Origin of the sequence: Reyranella sp. (assembly GCF_044224635.1) — a bacterium.
Taxonomy (GTDB): Bacteria; Pseudomonadota; Alphaproteobacteria; order Reyranellales; family Reyranellaceae; genus Reyranella.
In genome coordinates, this window is the sequence record NZ_JBGAKA010000006.1 from 57,526 (window position 1) to 77,553 (window position 20,028).

At 65.8% G+C, this 20,028-nt stretch carries 17 protein-coding genes; 16 read left to right on the plus strand and 1 reads right to left on the minus strand.

What is annotated here, in order from left to right:
• Positions 1-254: 254 nt before the first annotated feature.
• The 4 genes from rplJ (at position 255) to rpoC (ending at position 9,954) form a co-directional block, all read left to right on the plus strand.
• Positions 255-779: a 50S ribosomal protein L10 gene (rplJ, locus tag ACILR9_RS07740; RefSeq protein ID WP_395709331.1), complete on the plus strand. Its 525-nt coding sequence runs from the start codon at positions 255-257 to the stop codon at positions 777-779.
• A gap of 75 nt (positions 780-854) precedes the next feature.
• A complete protein-coding gene (gene rplL, locus ACILR9_RS07745; RefSeq protein WP_395709332.1) occupies positions 855-1,229 on the plus strand; it encodes a 50S ribosomal protein L7/L12 in 375 nt (124 codons plus the stop codon).
• Positions 1,230-1,508: 279 nt separating this feature from the next.
• Positions 1,509-5,678: a DNA-directed RNA polymerase subunit beta gene (rpoB, locus tag ACILR9_RS07750; RefSeq protein ID WP_395709333.1), complete on the plus strand. Its 4,170-nt coding sequence runs from the start codon at positions 1,509-1,511 to the stop codon at positions 5,676-5,678.
• A gap of 85 nt (positions 5,679-5,763) precedes the next feature.
• Positions 5,764-9,954, plus strand: a complete 4,191-nt coding sequence (gene rpoC / locus ACILR9_RS07755; RefSeq protein ID WP_395709334.1) for a DNA-directed RNA polymerase subunit beta' — start codon at positions 5,764-5,766, stop codon at positions 9,952-9,954.
• A gap of 101 nt (positions 9,955-10,055) precedes the next feature.
• On the opposite strand, the gene ACILR9_RS07760 is transcribed toward rpoC, so the two are convergent.
• Complete coding sequence (locus ACILR9_RS07760) at positions 10,056-10,694, minus strand: GNAT family N-acetyltransferase (RefSeq protein ID WP_395709335.1); 639 nt, start codon at positions 10,692-10,694, stop codon at positions 10,056-10,058.
• Between the two features lie 780 nt (positions 10,695-11,474).
• Here ACILR9_RS07760 and rpsL point away from each other — a divergent pair.
• The 12 genes from rpsL to rpsC are packed head-to-tail and all read left to right on the plus strand — an operon-like array spanning position 11,475 to position 20,022.
• The gene (gene rpsL, locus ACILR9_RS07765) at positions 11,475-11,846 is read left to right on the plus strand and encodes a 30S ribosomal protein S12 (protein ID WP_395709336.1); all 372 of its coding nucleotides are present in this window, start codon (positions 11,475-11,477) and stop codon (positions 11,844-11,846) included.
• Between the two features lie 17 nt (positions 11,847-11,863).
• Complete coding sequence (rpsG, locus tag ACILR9_RS07770) at positions 11,864-12,334, plus strand: 30S ribosomal protein S7 (RefSeq protein ID WP_395709337.1); 471 nt, start codon at positions 11,864-11,866, stop codon at positions 12,332-12,334.
• Positions 12,335-12,363: 29 nt separating this feature from the next.
• Complete coding sequence (gene fusA, locus ACILR9_RS07775) at positions 12,364-14,469, plus strand: elongation factor G (RefSeq protein ID WP_395709338.1); 2,106 nt, start codon at positions 12,364-12,366, stop codon at positions 14,467-14,469.
• A 45-nt stretch (positions 14,470-14,514) separates the two neighbouring features.
• On the plus strand, positions 14,515-15,705 hold the full coding sequence (gene tuf, locus ACILR9_RS07780) for an elongation factor Tu (protein WP_395709339.1): 1,191 nt from the start codon (positions 14,515-14,517) through the stop codon (positions 15,703-15,705).
• A gap of 29 nt (positions 15,706-15,734) precedes the next feature.
• Positions 15,735-16,049 carry a 30S ribosomal protein S10 gene (gene rpsJ / locus ACILR9_RS07785; RefSeq protein WP_395709340.1) on the plus strand — a complete coding sequence of 105 codons (315 nt, stop codon included), beginning with the start codon at positions 15,735-15,737 and terminating at the stop codon, positions 16,047-16,049.
• A 43-nt stretch (positions 16,050-16,092) separates the two neighbouring features.
• Complete coding sequence (rplC, locus tag ACILR9_RS07790; protein ID WP_395709341.1) at positions 16,093-16,809, plus strand: 50S ribosomal protein L3; 717 nt, start codon at positions 16,093-16,095, stop codon at positions 16,807-16,809.
• A 22-nt stretch (positions 16,810-16,831) separates the two neighbouring features.
• A complete protein-coding gene (rplD, locus tag ACILR9_RS07795) occupies positions 16,832-17,452 on the plus strand; it encodes a 50S ribosomal protein L4 (RefSeq protein ID WP_395709342.1) in 621 nt (206 codons plus the stop codon).
• Complete coding sequence (locus ACILR9_RS07800) at positions 17,449-17,763, plus strand: 50S ribosomal protein L23 (RefSeq protein WP_395709343.1); 315 nt, start codon at positions 17,449-17,451, stop codon at positions 17,761-17,763. The genes rplD and ACILR9_RS07800 overlap by 4 nt, the downstream gene beginning before the upstream one ends.
• Positions 17,764-17,779: 16 nt before the next feature.
• Positions 17,780-18,613, plus strand: coding sequence for a 50S ribosomal protein L2 (gene rplB, locus ACILR9_RS07805; protein WP_395709344.1), 834 nt, complete (start codon positions 17,780-17,782; stop codon positions 18,611-18,613).
• Between the two features lie 20 nt (positions 18,614-18,633).
• Complete coding sequence (gene rpsS / locus ACILR9_RS07810; protein WP_395709345.1) at positions 18,634-18,912, plus strand: 30S ribosomal protein S19; 279 nt, start codon at positions 18,634-18,636, stop codon at positions 18,910-18,912.
• A 4-nt stretch (positions 18,913-18,916) separates the two neighbouring features.
• Complete coding sequence (rplV, locus tag ACILR9_RS07815) at positions 18,917-19,303, plus strand: 50S ribosomal protein L22 (RefSeq protein WP_395709346.1); 387 nt, start codon at positions 18,917-18,919, stop codon at positions 19,301-19,303.
• Positions 19,303-20,022, plus strand: coding sequence for a 30S ribosomal protein S3 (gene rpsC, locus ACILR9_RS07820; RefSeq protein WP_395709347.1), 720 nt, complete (start codon positions 19,303-19,305; stop codon positions 20,020-20,022). The genes rplV and rpsC overlap by 1 nt, the downstream gene beginning before the upstream one ends.
• The last annotated feature ends 6 nt before the right edge of the window (positions 20,023-20,028 follow it).

Here is a 20,028-nt window from a genome sequence, read left to right on the forward strand (position 1 = left end):
TGGCCGGTGCGGGAAGGGGCGAACGAGGCCGCGAGGCTTCGGGAACCCCACCTGTCCGAGACCGCCGGTGCCGGCCCTCTCCGGAGGGCTGGCCTAAAGGGGCAACCCGCCAGCGCAGACGGGGGAAAGGGAATCGACGGGCACGCATGTGCCCGCACGCGCCCGAACTTCCGGGGCAGGCGAGCCGGACCGCAAGGTCTGAAACGCAGCCGGTCCGATCCGATGTCCGGGTCGGGCCATAGTTGGAGAAAGCCGTGAATCGTTCGGAAAAGGCCGAAGCGATCGCCGAGCTGAACCAGATCTTCCAGGACGCGAGCCTGATGGTGGTGACCCGCCAGTCCGGCCTCACGGTCCAGGAGGTGACGGACCTGCGCCGCAAGGTCAGGGCAGCCGGCGCTACGTACAAGGTCGCGAAGAACAGGCTCACGCTGCGCGCCCTCGAGGGTACGCCTTTCAAGGGTCTCGGCCCCCTGTTCAAGGGGCCGACGGCCATTGCCTACTCCAAGGATCCGGTCGCGGCGGCGAAGGTCATTTCGGCCTTCGCCAAGGACAACGAGAAGCTGACCATCGTCGGTGGTGGGCTGGGCGCGGAAACGCTGGACGTCGCAGGCGTCCAGGCTCTCGCCACCCTGCCGTCGCTCGATGCTCTGCGCGGCAAGATCATCGGTCTCCTCCAGGCGCCAGCGACCAAGATCGCCGGTGTGCTGCAGGCGCCGGCCGGTCAGGTTGCTCGTGTGTTCAGCGCGTACGGAGCCAAGGACGAAGCGAAGGCGGCGTAGGGGCGCGCTGCGGCAGCAGTGCGTGCTGCGGCATAGGTCTGAGTTATCGAAGTTCGGGATACTAGGAGAAATACGATGGCCAATCTGGAGAAGCTGGTCGAGGAGCTCTCGACCCTGACGGTCCTCGAGGCCGCTCAGCTGAGCAAGATGTTGGAAGAGAAGTGGGGCGTCAGCGCCGCCGCTCCGGTCGCGGTCGCCGCCGCCGGTCCGGCTGCCGCCGCTGCCCCGGCGGAAGTCAAGGACGAGTTCAACGTCATCCTGGCGGCCGCGGGCGACAAGAAGATCAACGTCATCAAGGCGGTGCGCGAGATCACCGGCCTCGGCCTCAAGGAGGCCAAGGACTTGGTCGAGGCAGCGCCCAAGCCGGTCAAGGAAGGCGTGCCGAAGGCGGACGCCGAGAAGCTCAAGGCCAAGCTCGAGGCTGAGGGCGCCAAGGTCGAGCTCAAGTAGGCCCGAGATTCCTCCCCAGCTCTGCTGGGGAGGTGTCGCCGTCATACGGCGACGGAGGGGTCATGAGCCTCATGACCCCTCCGCCCCGTAAGACGGGGCACCTCCCCATATGATGGGGAGGATGAGGATGGGGACGGCGCCTTATCCGAGCGGATCCGACCATCCGGATCCGCTCCGACAAGTGGCCCTCTGCAACGGATGGGGCGAACGGCTGGCGGGCCGGGAGCTCCGAGAAAGCAGCGGGTATTTTCTCCGCCCTTGAACCTTCGAGGACGCAGGATGGCCACGGCCTTCAACACGCGCAAACGGATTCGTCGTTTCTTCGGCCACATCGAGTCTGTGGCGCCGATGCCCAACCTCATCGAGGTGCAGAAGAGTTCGTACGAGAGCTTCCTGCAGCGCACGATCCCGGCGGCCAAGCGCACCCAGTCCGGCCTGCAGGAAGTGTTCCGCTCGGTGTTCCCGATCAAGGACTTCGCCGAGCGCGCCAGCCTCGAGTTCGTCAAGTACGAGTTCGAGGAGCCGAAGTACGACGTCGAGGAATGCCAGCAGCGCGGCATCACCTTTGCCGCGCCGCTCAAGGTGACCCTGCAGCTCGTCGTGTGGGACATCGACGAGGAAGCCGGCTCGCGCTCGATCCGCGATATCAAGGAGCAGGACGTCTACATGGGCGACATGCCGCTCATGACCGACAACGGCACCTTCATCGTCAACGGCACCGAGCGCGTCATCGTCAGCCAGATGCACCGCTCGCCCGGCGTGTTCTTCGACCATGACAAGGGCAAGACCCACAGCTCGGGCAAGTACCTGTTTGCCGCCCGCATCATCCCCTATCGCGGCTCGTGGCTCGACTTCGAGTTCGACGCCAAGGACCTGATCCACGTCCGCATCGACCGCCGTCGCAAGATTCCGGTGACGACGCTGCTGCTCGCGCTCGACAACGACGCGACGGCGAAGAAGCGCGCCGCGGCAATGGCCAAGGGCCAGGTTCTCGATCCGGCCGATGCCCAGGGCCTGTCGCCCGAGGAAATCCTGTCGGCATTCTACGGCCAGCGCATCTACGAGCGCGACACTGACGGCTGGAACACCGCTTTCGACTCCGATTCGATGCGCGGCGTGAAGCTGACGCACGACCTCGTCAACGGCAAGACCGGCAAGCCAATGGCCGAAAAGGGCACCAAGCTGACGCCGCGCCTGCTCAACCGCCTGAAGGAGCAGGGCCTGAAGGAGGTGCGCGTCTCGTCCGAGGAGCTGATCGGCCGCTACGCCGCGCTCGACGTCATCAACGAGAAGACCGGCGAGATCTACGTCGAGGCTGGCCAGGAGATAACCGAGGCGGTGCTCGAGTTGTTCGCCGAGAACGAGATCGACACTCTGCCGACGCTCGCCATCGATCACGTCAATGTCGGGCCCTACATCCGCAACACCCTGGCGGCGGACAAGAACTCGAATCGCGAGGAAGCGCTGCTCGACATCTATCGCGTCATGCGCCCGGGCGAGCCGCCGACGCTCGAGCAGGCCGAGACCCTGTTCCAGGGCCTGCTGTTCGACATCGAGCGCTATGACCTGTCGCCGGTCGGCCGCGTCAAGATGAACATGCGGCTCGGCTTCGAGGGCGTGCCCGACTCGCAGCGCACGCTGCGCCGTGAGGACATCCTGGCGGTGGTCAAGGTCCTGCACGACCTGAAGGACGGCCGCGGCGAGATCGACGACATCGACCATCTCGGCAACCGCCGCGTCCGCTCGGTCGGCGAGCTGATGGAGAACCAGTATCGCGTCGGCCTGCTGCGCATGGAGCGGGCGATCCGCGAGCGCATGAGCTCGATCGATATCGACACCGTGATGCCGCACGACCTGATCAACGCCAAGCCGGCGGCGGCGGCGGTGCGCGAGTTCTTCGGCTCGAGCCAGCTCAGCCAGTTCATGGACCAGACCAATCCGCTGTCGGAGGTTACCCACAAGCGTCGCCTGTCGGCGCTCGGACCGGGCGGCCTGACGCGCGAGCGTGCCGGCTTCGAGGTGCGTGACGTGCACCCGACGCATTACGGCCGCATCTGCCCGATCGAGACGCCGGAAGGCCCCAACATCGGCCTGATCAACTCGCTGGCGACCTACGCCCGCGTCAACCAGTACGGCTTCATCGAGAGCCCCTACCGCAAGGTCGTGGCCAGCCGTGTCACCGACGAGGTCGTCTACCTGTCGGCGATGGAGGAGGGCCGCTACACCGTCGCCCAGGCCAATGCCGAGATCGATGCCCGCGGCAAGTTCGTGTCCGAGCTGGTGCAGTGCCGCAAGGGCGGCGAGTACATCCTCGGCCGTCCCGACACGATCGACTTCGTCGACGTGTCGCCCAAGCAGATCGTCTCGGTGGCCGCGGCGCTGATCCCGTTCCTCGAGAACGACGACGCCAACCGCGCGCTGATGGGTTCCAACATGCAGCGCCAGGCGGTGCCGCTGATCCAGGCCGAATCGCCGCTGGTCGGCACCGGCATGGAGGAGATCGTGGCGCGCGATTCGGGTGTGGCCATCGCAGTCCGCCGCACCGGCGTGGTCGACCAGGTCGACGCCATGCGCATCGTCGTGCGCGCCACCGAGGATGTCGGCCCCAACCGGCCGGCGGTCGACATCTACAACCTGCTGAAGTTTCAACGTTCCAACCAGAGCACCTGCATCACCCAGAAGCCGCTGGTCAAGGTCGGCGACCAGGTGAAGAAGGGCGACATCGTGGCCGACGGTCCGTCGACGCGTGACGGAGAGCTGGCGCTCGGCCGCAACGTGCTGGTCGCCTTCATGCCATGGAACGGCTACAACTTCGAGGACTCGATCCTGCTCTCCGAGCGCATCGTACGCGACGACGTCTTCACCTCGATCCACATCGAGGAAGCCGAGGTCATGGCGCGCGACACCAAGCTCGGCCAGGAGGAGATCAGCCGCGACATCCCGAACGTCGGCGAGGAAGCGCTCAAGAATCTCGACGAGGCGGGCATCGTCTACATCGGCGCCGAGGTCAAGGCCGGCGACATCCTGGTCGGCAAGGTGACCCCCAAGGGCGAAAGCCCGATGACGCCGGAAGAGAAGCTCTTGCGCGCGATTTTCGGCGAGAAGGCGGCTGACGTGCGCGACACCTCGCTCAAGGTGCCGCCGGGCCAGGAGGGCATCGTCGTCGAGGTCCGCGTGTTCAACCGCCGCGGCGTCGACAAGGACGAGCGCGCGCTCGCCATCGAGCGCGACGAGATCGAGCGCCTGGCCAAGGACCGCGACGACGAGAAGGCCATCCTCGAGCGCAGCTTCTACGGCCAGCTCCAGGAAATGCTGATGAATCAGACGGTGGCCGGCGGGCTGAAGGGCCTCAAGGCGGGCACTCGCATCGTCGACAAGGTGCTGGGCGAGTACACGCCGGGCCAGTGGCGCCAGATTGCCGTCAAGACCGACAAGAAGCAGTCCGAGATCGAGGCGCTGAACAAACAGTTCGACGAGTCGATGAAGCGCCTGCAGGACCGCTTCGACAACAAGGTCGACAAGCTGCAGCGCGGTGACGAGCTGCCGCCGGGCGTGATGAAGAACGTCAAGGTCTTCGTCGCCACCAAGCGCAAGCTGCAGCCGGGCGACAAGATGGCCGGCCGCCACGGCAACAAGGGCGTGATCTCGCGCATCATGCCGCTCGAGGACATGCCGTACCTCGAGGACGGCACGCCGGTCGACATCGTGCTCAATCCGCTGGGCGTGCCCTCGCGCATGAATGTCGGGCAGATCCTCGAGACCCATCTCGGCTGGGCCGCGGCAGGTCTCGGCAAGAAGATCGGCGATATGGTCAACGGCGCCCGTGACGCCTCGCTGGTGCAGGTGCGCAAGACCCTGCGCGACATCTACGGCGAGAAGGCCTACAAGGCCGAGATCGCCGACCTCGACGACGAGCGCACGATCGAGCTCGCCCGCAACCTGTCGCGCGGCGTGCCCTTCGCCTCGCCGGTGTTCGACGGCGCGCACGAAGCCGACATCGTCGGCATGCTGGAGATGGCCGGGCTCGACAAGTCGGGTCAGGTCACCCTGGTCGACGGCCGCACCGGCGAGGCGTTCGATCGCCGGGTGACGGTGGGCTACATCTACATGCTGAAGCTCCACCATCTGGTGGACGACAAGATCCATGCCCGCTCGATCGGTCCCTACAGCCTGGTCACCCAGCAGCCGCTGGGCGGCAAGGCGCAGTTCGGCGGCCAGCGCTTCGGCGAGATGGAGGTGTGGGCGCTCGAGGCCTATGGCGCCGCCTACACGCTGCAGGAGATCCTCACCGTCAAGTCGGACGACGTTGCCGGCCGCACCAAGGTCTACGAGGCCATCGTGCGCGGCGACGACACGTTCGAGGCGGGCATCCCCGAATCCTTCAACGTTCTGGTCAAGGAGCTGCGCTCCTTGGGCCTCAACGTCGAGCTGAACCAGTCCGCCACGTGAGTGGCGGACCGGCCGGCCATCCGAACGTGGCCGACCGCCCGGAGTTTTCGCGAATCAAGTCCACCGAACCCCCAGGACTCACACGATGACCGACCTCATCAATGTATTGGGCCAGCCGCAGGGCACGCCGACCTTCGACGAGATCCGCATCTCGATCGCCAGCCCCGAGCGCATCCGCGCCTGGAGCCACGGCGAGATCAAGAAGCCGGAGACCATCAATTACCGGACCTTCAAGCCGGAGCGCGATGGCCTGTTCTGCGCCCGCATCTTCGGGCCGATCAAGGACTACGAGTGCCTGTGCGGCAAGTACAAGCGCATGAAGTTCCGCGGCATCACCTGCGAGAAGTGCGGCGTCGAGGTGACGCTCACCAAGGTGCGTCGCGAGCGCATGGGCCACATCGAGCTCGCCTCGCCGGTGGCGCACATCTGGTTCCTGAAGTCGCTGCCGAGCCGCATCGGCCTGCTGCTCGACATGACGCTGCGCGACCTCGAGCGCATCCTCTATTTCGAGAACTACGTCGTCACCCAGCCCGGCCTGACGCCGCTCAAGTACCGTGAGCTGCTGAACGAGGAGCAGTATCTGCAGGCGCTCGACGACTATGGCGAGGGCTCGTTCGAGGCCGAGATCGGCGCCGAGGCGATCCGCGCCATGCTGGCCGAGATCAACCTCGAGGACGAGCGTCCGCGCCTGCGCGAGGAGCTGCGCGAGACGACGTCGGAAGCCAAGCGCAAGAAGCTGGTCAAGCGGCTGAAGCTTTGCGAGAACTTCCTCGAATCGGGCGCCCGGCCCGAGTGGATGATCCTCGAGCTGGTGCCGGTGATCCCGCCCGAGCTGCGCCCGTTGGTGCCGCTCGACGGCGGCCGCTTCGCCACCTCCGACCTGAACGACCTCTACCGACGCGTCATCAACCGCAACAACCGCCTGAAGCGGCTGATCGAGCTGCGCGCGCCCGACATCATCGTGCGCAACGAGAAGCGCATGCTGCAGGAGTCGGTCGACGCGCTGTTCGACAACGGTCGCCGCGGCCGCGTCATCACCGGCGCCAACAAGCGTCCGCTGAAGTCGCTCTCCGACATGCTCAAGGGCAAGCAGGGCCGCTTCCGCCAGAACCTGCTCGGCAAGCGCGTCGACTACTCGGGCCGCTCGGTCATCGTGGTCGGCCCCGAGCTCAAGCTGCACCAGTGCGGCCTGCCGAAGAAGATGGCCCTCGAGCTGTTCAAGCCGTTCATCTACTCGCGCCTGCAGGCCTACGGCATGGCCAACACCATCAAGGCCGCCAAGCGAATGGTCGAGAAGGAGCGGCCGGAGGTGTGGGACATCCTCGAGGAGGTTATCCGCGAGCACCCGGTGCTGCTTAACCGCGCTCCGACCCTGCATCGCCTCGGCATCCAGGCCTTCGAGCCGGTGCTGATCGAGGGCAAGGCGATCCAGCTCCATCCGCTGGTCTGCACCGCGTTCAATGCCGACTTCGACGGCGACCAGATGGCGGTTCACGTGCCGCTGTCGCTGGAAGCCCAGCTCGAGGCGCGCGTGCTGATGATGTCGACCAACAACATCCTCTCGCCTGCCAGCGGCAAGCCGATCATCGTGCCCAGCCAGGACATCGTCCTCGGCATCTATTACATCACGCTCGAGCGCGAGGGCGAGGCGGGCGAGGGCTCGCTGTTCTCCGACATCGGCGAGCTCGAGCACGCGCTGCACAAACGCTCGCTCTCCATGCACGCCAAGATCAAGGCGCGCCTGGAGGCCTATGACGACAAGGGCGTGCTGGCCAGCCGCGTGGTCGAGACCACGCCGGGCCGCATCCTGCTGGCGCAGATCCTGCCGCGTCATCCCAACCTGCCGTTCTCGCTGATCAACCGCCTGCTGACCAAGAAGGACCTGCAGAACGTCATCGACGCGGTCTATCGTCACTGCGGCCAGAAGGAGACGGTGATCTTCGCCGACCGCCTGATGGGTCTGGGCTTCTACCACGCCTGCCGCGCCGGCATCTCGTTCGGCAAGGACGACCTGGTCATTCCGGCGACCAAGGAGAAGCTGGTCAGCCAGACCACAAAGGAGGTCAAGGAGTACGAGCAGCAGTATCAGGACGGCCTGATCACCTCGGGCGAGAAGTACAACAAGGTGGTCGACGCCTGGTCGCGCTGCTCCGATCGCGTGGCCGACGAAATGATGAAGGGCATCTCGACGCCGCGGCCGGGTCGTCCGGTCAACGCGGTGTGGATGATGGCCCATTCCGGTGCGCGCGGCTCGGCGACGCAGATGAAGCAGCTCGCCGGCATGCGCGGCCTGATGACCAAGCCGTCGGGCGAGATCATCGAGACGCCGATCATCTCGAACTTCAAGGAAGGCCTGTCGGTGCTGGAGTACTTCAACTCCACCCACGGCGCCCGCAAGGGCCTGGCCGACACCGCGCTCAAGACCGCCAACTCGGGTTACCTGACGCGTCGCCTCGTCGACGTGGCGCAGGACTGCATCATCTTCGAGGAGGATTGCGGCACCGAGCGCGGCCTGACCATGCGCGCCGTGGTCGATGGCGGCGACATCATCGAGCCGTTGAGCGAGCGCGTGCTCGGCCGCACGGCGCTCGATGACGTCATCGATCCGGTGAACGGCACGGTCATCTCCAAGGCCGGCGAGCTGATCGACGAGGTCAAGGTCGAGCAGATCGAGAAGGCCGGCATCGAGGAGATGCGCATCCGCTCGGTGCTGACCTGCGACACCAAGATCGGCGTCTGCGGCAAGTGCTACGGCCGCGACCTGGCGCGCGGCACGCCGGTCAACATCGGCGAGGCGGTCGGCGTCATCGCCGCCCAGTCGATCGGCGAGCCGGGCACCCAGCTCACCATGCGCACTTTCCACATCGGCGGCGCGGCGCAGCGCGGCGCCGAGCAGTCGAACGTCGAGGCGAGCCACGACGGCTTCATCCAGGTGCGCAACCGCAACGTCGTGGTCAACAGCGCCGGCGTGCCGGTGGTGATGGGCCGCAACACCGAGCTGGTGCTGATCGACGGCGCCCAGCGCGAGCGCGCCAAGCATCGCGTGCCCTACGGTGCCCGCCTGCTGGTCGACAACGAATCGCCGGTCGCCAAGGGCCAGAAGCTCGCTGAGTGGGATCCCTACACCCTGCCGATCATCACCGAGAAGGCGGGCAAGGCGGTCTATGTCGACCTGGTCGAAGGCGTGTCGATGCGCGAGGTGATCGACGATTCGACCGGCATCTCGAACCGCGTCGTCGTCGACTGGAAGGGTCAGCCGCGCGGCGGCGATCTGCGCCCGCGCATCGCCATCCACGATGCCGAGGGCAACCCGATCATGCTGGCCAACGGCCAGGAGGCGCGCTACCTGCTGTCGCTCGACTCGGTCCTGTCAGTCGAGAACGGGCAGGAGGTCCATGCCGGCGATATCCTGGCGCGTATCCCGCGCGAGGGCGGCAAGAACCGCGACATCACCGGCGGTCTGCCGCGCGTCGCCGAGCTGTTCGAGGCGCGCAAGCCGAAGGATTTCGCGATCATTTGCGACATCGCCGGCCGCATCGAGTTCGGCAAGGACTACAAGAGCAAGCGCCGCATCCTGATCGTGCCGGAAGGCACCGGGGCGGACGGCAAGGAGCTCGAGCCGGTCGAGTACCTGATCCCCAAGGGCAAGCGCATTGCCGTCCAGGAGGGCGACTATGTCGAGCGCGGCGATCTTCTGATCGACGGCAACCCCGTGCCGCACGACATCCTGCGCGTCCTCGGCATCGAGAAGCTGGCCGAGTACCTGGTCAACGAGATCCAGGAGGTCTATCGACTGCAGGGCGTGAAGATCAACGACAAGCACATCGAGACGATCGCGCGTCAGATGCTGCAGAAGGTCGAGATCACCGACGCCGGCGATTCGACCTTCCTGATCGGCGAGCAGATCGACAAGCAGGAGTTCGAGCTCGAGAACGCCAAGCTCAAGCTCGAGAACATGAAGGTCGCCAAGGCCGACCCGGTGCTGCTCGGCATCACCAAGGCCAGCCTGCAGACCAAGTCGTTCATCTCGGCGGCGTCGTTCCAGGAGACCACGCGCGTGCTCACCGAGGCGGCGGTGTCCGGCCGTGTCGACACCCTGCAGGGTCTCAAGGAGAACGTCATCGTCGGCCGCCTGATCCCGGCCGGCACCGGTGGCGTGGTCAACCGCCTGAAGGCGATCGCCGCGCAGCGCGATCGCGCCATCCTCGCCGCCAGCGGCGAGTCCGAGACCCGCGTGCTGCCGCCCATCCTCGAGGAGGAGCAGGCGGCGGACTGAGGCTTTCTACCAAGCCTGAAATCGAGGGCCGTCAGCGTGAGCTGACGGCCCTCATTGCTTCACGCTTCGGGACGCCAGAGCAGGCGAGGACAATCCATGGGTTAGGTAAAGGCCTCGGCGATCGCCTTTGGAACCCGGCCCTTGGCATGGCGGCCCTTCTTCCGGCTCCGCTGCTCGCTGCAGGTCCAACTCTCCCGGGTCAGCAGCCAGACCATGTGCGTGGTCTCGCCGCCGACATGGCGGCCGATCACCAGGTCGACCAGACGGGCCCCCTGGCGCTCCTTGATCCGGCGCGAGGGATGGTTTTCCTGGGCATTGGTCGACCACAGATGCGGCCACTCGAGGTCGTCGAAGGCGTAACCGGTGACGCTGTCCAGCGCCTCCATCATGAGGCCGCGGCGCTGGAACTCGAGATCGATCCAGAAGCCGCACTGGCTGGAGCAGACGCCGTCGTCCGGCTTCAGCCCGATCAGGCCGATCGCCTCCTGCGGCCCGCGCCGGGGAACGATCGCCCAGTGCGAGCGGTCGCCGCGCGCCATGCTGTTGAGGCGGTTGGCGACGTAGCGCGCTGCGCCATCGGCTGGATAGGGCCAGGGCACCTTGGCGTCGAGGTAGCGGACGACCTCCCACTGTGGGAACCGACGCTGGATCGCCGGGACATCCTGGGCGCTGAGCGGACGCAGGGTCAGGCGCTGCGTCTCCAGCACTGGCGTGGGCGGCATCTTCCTGCAGGCGTGCATCTCAGGTCTCGCTTCCATTTGCCGGAGGCGGGACCGCTGCGCAGGGCCCCACCATCGCGGCGGGGCCAGGGGTCTTGTCGCAGTTAGGTCAGAAGACGATCACGCGCACGAAGAGCCCTGCCCCGAAGGTGGTACCTTTGGTGGCCGAGACCCAGCGCGGATCAATGCGCAACATGTTGACTGGATAACCTACAGGGGGCGTGAAGTAAACTGGCTGGCTAACGGCGGGCAAAGTTCCGAGTCGCTTGTGGCCTTGATGCAATGGATGGGCGGACCATGGATGCTCAAGCGACTGCTGGGGGCGGGCCGCTCCAGGGCGCGTCTTCTGTGTGATCGACAATGATCGCGCCGCTGCAGGGGCGCGCCCCCAGCGGATCACAGGAACATGACGCGGGCGTCGATCATGGCATTCTTGTGTCCGTCCCAACGCAACCCCCAACATGTGGTAAAATATTCTTGCGCTCAGGATGACGGCCGCGTCAGGAACGAGTCGTTACGGACACGCCGAGAATAGCCAACGAAATCAATGAGAAATGCGATGCGGCGTGCTTGACGCCCAAGAGCCGCGGCCATATAAGCGCGCCACCTCGTCGAGGGGCTGGTGGTAGGCCAAAAGCCTAAACGCAGCCTGACGTCGAGGACCGCTACAAGTGAGGCCGTTCGGCCGCAGAGTTTTGTTCGCGCGGGGCTGCGCTCTTGCCGCCATGCCCGCGCATTCGCTTTGCACCGTTGCCTCGACGTTGGGTGGACCCGAGACGGCGATTAGGAAACCGGAAGTCGATGCCGACCATTAACCAGTTGATCCGCAAGCAGCGCCACGGCCTCACCGCACGCAACAAGGTGCCGGCGCTGCAGGCCTGCCCGCAGAAGCGCGGCGTCTGCACGCGCGTCTACACGACGACCCCCAAGAAGCCGAACTCGGCGCTGCGCAAGGTCGCCAAGGTGCGCCTCACCAACGGCTACGAGGTGGTGAGCTACATCCCCGGCGAGGGTCACAATCTTCAGGAGCACTCGGTGGTCATGATCCGCGGCGGTCGCGTCAAGGATCTGCCCGGCGTGCGCTACCACATTATTCGCGGCACCCTCGATACGCAGGGCGTCAAGGACCGCAAGCAACGCCGTTCGAAGTACGGCGCCAAGCGTCCGAAGTAAGGCGGGGAGGAGCACACATGTCCCGTCGTCGCGCAGCTGAGAAACGCGAAGTCCTGCCGGACGCCAAGTTCGGCGATGTCGTTCTCTCCAAGTTCATGAACACGCTGATGGAGCGTGGTAAGAAGTCGGTCGCCGAGCGCGTTGTCTACGGCGCCCTCGACGAGATCGAGTCCAAGCTCAAGCAGGATCCGGTGCCGGCCTTCCACGAGGCGCTGGAGAACGTCAAGCCGGCCGTCGAGGTCCGTTCGCGCCGAGTCGGCGGCGCCACCTACCAGGTTCCCGTCGAGGTGCGCCCTGAGCGCCGCCAAGCCCTGGCCATCCGCTGGATCATCCAGGCAGCCCGCGATCGCTCGGGCCACAGCATGAAAGAGAAGCTCTCGGCCGAACTGCTCGACGCCTTCAATCGCCGCGGCAACGCGGTCAAGAAGCGTGAGGACACCCACAAGATGGCTGACGCCAACAAGGCGTTTGCCCATTACCGCTGGTAGCTAGAAGCCCCTTCGAGAAAGCCCCCTCCATGGCTCGCACCACCCCCATCGCGCACTACCGCAATATCGGTATCATGGCGCATATCGACGCCGGCAAGACGACCACGACCGAGCGTATCCTCTACTACACCGGCAAGTCGCATAAGATCGGCGAAGTCCACGACGGCGCCGCGACCATGGACTGGATGGAGCAGGAGCAGGAGCGCGGCATCACCATCACCTCGGCCGCCACGACCGCCTTCTGGAAGACTGAGGCCGGGCCGTTCGCCGGTCCCTCCTTCCGCGTCAACATCATCGACACCCCGGGCCACGTCGACTTCACCATCGAGGTCGAGCGCAGCCTGCGCGTGCTCGACGGCGCCGTTTGCGTTTTCGACAGCGTTGCCGGGGTCGAGCCGCAATCGGAGACGGTGTGGCGCCAGGCCGACAAGTACGGCGTGCCGCGCATCTGCTTCGTCAACAAGATGGATCGCACCGGCGCCAATTTCTGGCGCACCGTCGACATGATCCGCGATCGCCTCGGCAGCAAGCCGCTGGTCACGCAAATGCCGATCGGAGTCGAGGGCGGTTACAAGGGCCTGGTCGATCTGGTCGCCAACAAGGCGATCATTTGGCTCGAGGAGACGCTCGGCGCGAAGTACGAAATCGTCGAGATTCCCGACGACCTCAAGGAGCAGGCCGCCGAATGGCGCCACAAGATGCTCGAGATGGCGGTCGAGCAGGACGATGCAGCCCTGGAGAAGTACTTGGGCGGCGAGGAGCCCGACTACGACACGCTGATCAAGTGCATCCGCAAGGGCACGATTTCTTACGCCTTCGTGCCCGTGCTGTGCGGCTCGGCCTTTAAGAACAAGGGCGTTCAGCCCATGCTCGACGCCGTCATCAACTACCTTCCGGCGCCGACCGACGTGGCCGACGTCAAGGGCGTCAAGATGGGCAGCGACGAGGCGATCACGCTGCCGTCGAGCGACGATGCGCCGTTGTCGGCGCTCGCCTTCAAGATCATGACCGATCCGTTCGTCGGCTCGCTGACCTTCGCCCGTGTCTATTCGGGTGTGCTCGAGTCGGCGACCGGCGTGCTGAACAGCACCAAGGACCGCAAGGAACGTATCGGCCGCATGCTGCTGATGCACGCCAACAACCGTGAGGACGTCAAGGAAGCACGTGCGGGCGACATCATCGCCCTGGCTGGGCTTAAGAGCGTCACCACCGGCGACACGCTGTGCAGCCCCGACCATCCGGTGATCCTCGAGCGGATGGACTTCCCCGATCCGGTCATCGAGCTCGCCATCGAGCCCAAGTCGAAAGCCGACCAGGAGAAGATGGGCCAGGCGCTCGGCCGCCTCGTCCAGGAGGATCCGACCTTCCGCGTCTCGACCGACCAGGAGACGGGCCAGACCGTCATAAAGGGCATGGGCGAGCTCCATCTCGAGATCAAGGTCGACATCCTGAAGCGCACCTACAAGGTTGATGCCAATGTCGGTGCGCCGCAGGTCGCCTATCGCGAGACGCTGGGACGCCGCGCCGAGATCGACTACACGCACAAGAAGCAGAGCGGCGGCTCGGGCCAGTTTGCCCGCATCAAGCTGGTGTTCGAGCCGGGCGAACCGGGCTCGGGCTACAGCTTCGACAGCAAGGTCGTCGGCGGCTCGGTGCCCAAGGAGTACATCCCGGGCGTTGAGAAGGGCCTCGAGGCGTCGCGCGAGACCGGCGTGTTGGCCGGCTTCCCGGTGATCGACTTCAAGGTGACATTGGTCGACGGCGCCTACCACGACGTCGATTCGAGCGTTCTGGCGTTCGAGATCGCCGCCCGTGCGGCCTTCAAGGAAGGCCTGCAGAAGGCGCAGTGCAAGCTGCTGGAGCCGATCATGAAGGTCGAGGTGGTGACGCCGGACGACTACATGGGCGACTGCATCGGCGATCTCAACAGCCGGCGTGGCCAGATCCTCGGCATGGAGGCGCGCGGCAACGCGCAGGTCATCGAGGCCATGGTGCCGTTGGCTAACATGTTCGGCTACGTGAACACCCTGCGGTCGATGACCCAGGGGCGCGCGGCCTACACCATGACCTTCGACCACTACGCGCCTGTACCGCAGGCGGTGGCGGACGAAGTTGTCGCCAAGCTGGCGGGCTGACGCACCGCCGATCGAACCAGGACCGACTGATTAGGGATCAAGACAATGGGCAAGGCGAAATTCGAGCGCAACAAGCCGCACTGCAACATCGGCACGATCGGCCACGTCGACCATGGCAAGACGTCGCTGACGGCGGCGATCACGAAGATTCTGGCGAAGACGGGTGGCGCGACGTACACGGCGTACGACCAGATCGACAAGGCGCCGGAGGAGCGCGAGCGTGGCATCACGATCTCGACGGCGCACGTCGAGTACGAGACGCAGAATCGGCACTACGCGCACGTCGACTGCCCGGGCCATGCCGACTACGTGAAGAACATGATCACGGGTGCCGCCCAGATGGACGGGGCGATTTTGGTGGTGAGCGCGGCGGACGGCCCGATGCCGCAGACGCGCGAGCACATCCTGCTGGCGCGCCAGGTCGGGGTTCCGGCGCTGGTTGTGTTCATGAACAAGACGGACATGGTGGACGATCCGGAGCTTCTGGACCTGGTCGAGCTTGAGGTTCGCGAGCTGTTGAAGAGCTACCAGTTCCCGGGCGACGACATCCCGGTGATCCGCGGCTCTGCGCTGTGCGCACTGGAGGACAAGCAGCCGGAGATCGGCGAGCAGGCGGTGCTGCAGCTGATGGCGGAGGTCGACCGCTACATCCCGCAGCCGACGCGCGACAAGGACAAGCCGTTTCTGATGCCGATCGAGGACGTGTTCTCGATCTCGGGCCGCGGCACGGTGGTTACGGGCCGCGTCGAGCGCGGGATCGTGAAGGTTGGCGAGGAGATCGAGATCGTCGGTCTGAAGGCGACGACGAAGACGGTCGTGACGGGCGTCGAGATGTTCCGCAAGCTGCTGGACCAGGGCGAGGCGGGCGACAACATCGGTGCGTTGCTGCGCGGCGTGGGTCGTGAGGACGTGGAGCGCGGCCAGGTGCTGGCCAAGCCGGGCTCGATCACGCCGCACACCAACTTCGAGGCCGAGGCGTACATCCTGACGAAGGAGGAGGGCGGCCGTCATACGCCGTTCTTCACCAACTACCGTCCGCAGTTCTACTTCCGGACGACCGACGTGACCGGTGTGGTGACGCTGCCGGAAGGCACCGAGATGGTGATGCCGGGCGACAATGCGCGGATGGTGGTGGAGCTGATCCAGCCGATCGCGATGGACGAGGGCCTGCGTTTCGCCATCCGCGAGGGCGGCCGAACCGTCGGCGCCGGCGTCGTCACCAAGATCGTCAAGTAATCCAGGCCAACGGGCGGCGGACGCACACCATGGACAACACTAATATCCGGATCCGGCTGAAGGCATTCGATCATCGCGTGCTCGATACCTCGACCAGCGAGATCGTCAGCACGGCCAAGCGTACCGGCGCCCAGGTGCGCGGGCCGATTCCGCTGCCGACGGAAATTGAGAAGTTCACGGTGAACCGCTCGCCGCACATCGACAAGAAGTCGCGCGAGCAGTTCGAGATCCGCACCCACAAGCGCGTGCTCGACATCGTCGATCCGACGCCGCAGACGGTCGACGCGTTGATGAAGCTCGACCTCGCCTCCGGCGTCGACGTCGAAATCAAGCTCGGCGCCTGATCGGACGACGAGCCGGAAGAACCAGGGAAGAAGGAACAGGACCATGCGTTGCGGTCTCGTCGCCCAGAAGGTCGGCATGACCCGCGTCTTCAACGACGCGGGAGAGCACGTGCCCGTCACCGTTCTGAAGGTGGACAATCTGCAGGTGGTTGCGGTGCGCTCCGAGGAGAAGGATCGTTACACCGCCGTCCAGCTCGGCTACGGCAAGGCCAAGGTGAAGAACGTCAGCCAGCCGATGCGCGGCCACTTCGCCAAGGCCAAGGTCGAGCCCAAGAAGAAGCTCGTCGAGTTCCGCGTCGCGAAGGACGCCGTGCTCGAAGTCGGCGCCGAGCTGGTGCCGAGCCACTTCGTGGCTGGCCAGTTCGTCGATGTCGTCGGCACCACGATCGGTCGCGGCTTCACCGGCTCGATGGTGCGCTGGAACTTCCACGGCCTCGAAGCCAGCCACGGCGTGTCGGTGTCGCATCGCAGCCATGGTTCGACCGGTAACCGCCAGGATCCGGGCCGCACCTTCCCGGGCAAGAAGATGGCCGGTCACTACGGCCACGAGCGTGTGACGACGCAGAACCTCAAGGTGGTCGCGGCCGACGACGAGAACGGCCTGCTGCTGGTGGCGGGTGCGGTGCCCGGCCCGCGCGGCGGCTACATCATCGTCAAGGACGCTTCCAAGCGCGCCCGGCCGAAGGACGCGCCCTATCCGGCCGGCCTGCGCAAGGCCGCTGAAGCTGCTGCCCCGGCCGATGCCGGTCCGGCGGCCTGAGCCAGCACGCAGGAACTGAATCATGAAGATCGCGGTCAAGACCATCGAGGGCGGTAGCGCCGGCGAGATCGATCTCGCCGATGCCGTGTTTGCCGTTCCCGTCCGCAAGGACATCCTGCAGCGCTGCGTGGTGTGGCAGCTGTCGCGTCGACAGCAGGGCACGCACAAGACCAAGGGCCGTTCCGAAGTGACGGCGACGGCCAAGAAGATGTACGCCCAGAAGGGCACCGGCCGGGCCCGCCACGGCAACGAGGCGGCGCCGCAGTTTCGCGGCGGCGGCAAGGCGTTCGGCCCGGTCGTGCGCAGTCATGCCTCCGACCTGCCGAAGAAGGTGCGCAAGCTAGCGCTGCGCACGGCGCTGTCGGCCAAGGCGGCCGAAGGCAAGCTGGTGGTGGTCGAGGCGGCGGCGCTCGCCGAGCCCAAGACCGCCAAGCTGATCGCCAATTTCGGCAGCCTGGGCATTGCCAACGCGCTGGTCATCGCCGGCGCTGAGGTCGACGTCAACTTCGCGCGGGCGGCCGCCAACATCGCCCATGTCGACGTGCTGCCGCAGCAGGGCGCCAACGTCTACGACATCCTGCGTCGCGATACGCTCGTTCTGACCAAGGACGCGGTCAAGCATCTCGAGGAGCGCCTGCAATGAGCGCCAAGCCGGCTGTCGTGTCGCGCGCACGCATGTACGAAGTGATCCGCTCGCCGCTGATCACCGAGAAGACCACCAACGGCTCCGAGCATGGCCAGGTGACGTTCCGCGTCGCCCGCGATGCCACCAAGCCGGAGATCAAGCAGGCCATCGAGGGTCTGTTCAAGGTCAAGGTCAAGGCGGTCAACACCGTCACGGTGAAGGGCAAGAGCAAGGTATTCCGCGGCCGTCCGGGCGTGCGGAGCGACTGGAAGAAGGCGATCGTCTCGCTGGTCGATGGTCACAAGATCGACGTGACCACGGGCCTGTAGGACGGGGGAAAGAGATATGGCTCTCAAGAGTTACAAACCGATCACGCCGTCGCTGCGCCAGCTGGTCATCGTCGATCGCGAAGGCCTGTGGAAGGGCAAGCCGGTCAAGGCGCTGACGCGCGGCAAGCACAACACCGGCGGCCGCAACAACCATGGCCACATCACCAGCCATCACATGGGCGGTGGCCACAAGCGCCGGCTGCGCACGATCGATTTCAAGCGTCGCGCCAAGTTCGGCGTCACGGCGACCGTCGAGCGGCTGGAGTACGATCCCAACCGGTCGGCCTTCATCGCCCTGATCAAGTACACCGACGGCGAGCTCGCCTACATTCTGGCGCCGCAGCGCGTGAAGGCGGGCGACGAGGTGGTGGCCGGCGAGCGTGTCGACATCAAGCCAGGTAACGCGATGCCGCTCGGCAACATGCCGGTCGGCACGATCGTGCACAATGTCGAGCTGAAGAAGGGCGCCGGCGGCAAGCTCGCGCGCTCGGCCGGCAACTACGCCCAGCTGGTCGGCAAGGACTCCGGCTACGCCCAGATCAAGCTCAGCTCCGGCGAGTTGCGCGTCGTGCCGAGCGAGTGCCTGGCCACGGTGGGCGCGGTCTCCAACCCGGACAACCAGAACACGGTGGTCGGCAAGGCCGGACGCAGCCGCTGGCTCGGACGTCGTCCGGTGGTTCGCGGCGTGGCCATGAACCCGGTCGACCATCCGCACGGCGGCGGCGAAGGCCGCACCTCCGGCGGCCGCCACCCGGTGACGCCCTGGGGCAAGCCGACCAAGGGCAAGAAGACGCGCAAGAACAAGGCGACGGACAAGTACATCATCCGCCGTCGCCACGCGACGCGCTGACGGATTGAGGAGACAGGACAGTGGCACGTTCCGTTTGGAAGGGTCCCTTCGTCGAAGGCAGCCTGATCAGGAAGGCCGAGAAGGCGCGGCAGTCGATTCGCAGCGAGGTGATCAGGACCTGGTCGCGCCGCTCGACGATCCTGCCGCAATTCGTCGGCCTGACGTTCGGCGTCTACAACGGCAAGAAGTTCATCCCGGTGAACGTCACCGAGGAGATGGTCGGTCACAAGCTCGGCGAGTTCTCGCCGACCCGCACCTTCCACTCCCATGCGGGCGACAAGAAGGTCTCGAAGGATTAACGCGATGAGCAAGCCATCCGCTCCCCGCCGCGAGGCGGACAACGAGGCCAAGGCCGTGCTGCGCACCATCCGCGTCAGCCCGCGCAAGCTCGACCTCGTGGCCGCCACCATCCGCGGCAAGAAGGCGGCGTCGGCCGTCAACGAGCTCACCTTCTCGAAGAAGCGCATCGCCCAGGATGTGAAGAAGGCGCTGAACTCGGCCATCGCCAATGCTGAGAACAACCACAATCTCGACGTCGATCGCCTGATCGTCGCGGAAGCGTCGGTCGGCAAGAGCCTGTCGATGAAGCGCTTCCACACGCGCGGTCGCGGCCGCGCAGCCAGCGTCGTCAAGCCGTTCAGCCATCTCACGATCGTGGTGCGCGAGCGCGCCGAGGCGGAGGACAAGTAATGGGTCAGAAGGTCAATCCGATCGGCCTGCGGCTCGGCATCAACCGGACGTGGGACTCGCGGTGGTACGCCGAGGGCGGCGAATACTCCAAGATGCTCCACGAGGACATCCACATCCGCAAGATGCTGCGCGAGCGGCTGTCGCAGGCGGGCGTGGCCAAGATCGTCATCGAGCGTCCGGCCAAGCGTGCGCGTGTCACCATCCACACCGCGCGGCCGGGCGTGGTGATCGGCAAGAAGGGCGCCGACATCGAGAAGCTGCGCTCCGACCTCGCCAAGATGACCAAGGGCGAGGTGGCGCTGAACATCGTCGAGATTCGCAAGCCGGAGATCGACGCCACGCTGATCGCCGAGAACATCGCCCAGCAGCTCGAGCGTCGTGTCGCCTTCCGGCGCGCCATGAAGCGGGCGGTGCAGTCGGCCATGCGGCTGGGCGCCCAGGGTATCCGTATCAACTGCTCGGGCCGCCTGGGCGGCGCCGAGATCGCCCGCATGGAATGGTACCGCGAGGGTCGCGTGCCGCTGCACACGCTGCGCGCCGACATCGACTACGGCACCGCCACCGCCTTCACCACCTTCGGCACCTGCGGCGTCAAGGTCTGGGTGTTCAAGGGCGAGATCATGGCGCACGACCCGATGGCGCACGACAAGCGCGCCGAGGAGGCTGCGCCGCAGCGTACGCCGACGCGTGTCGACCGCGGCGAGCAGAGGGACGCGTAATTCGCC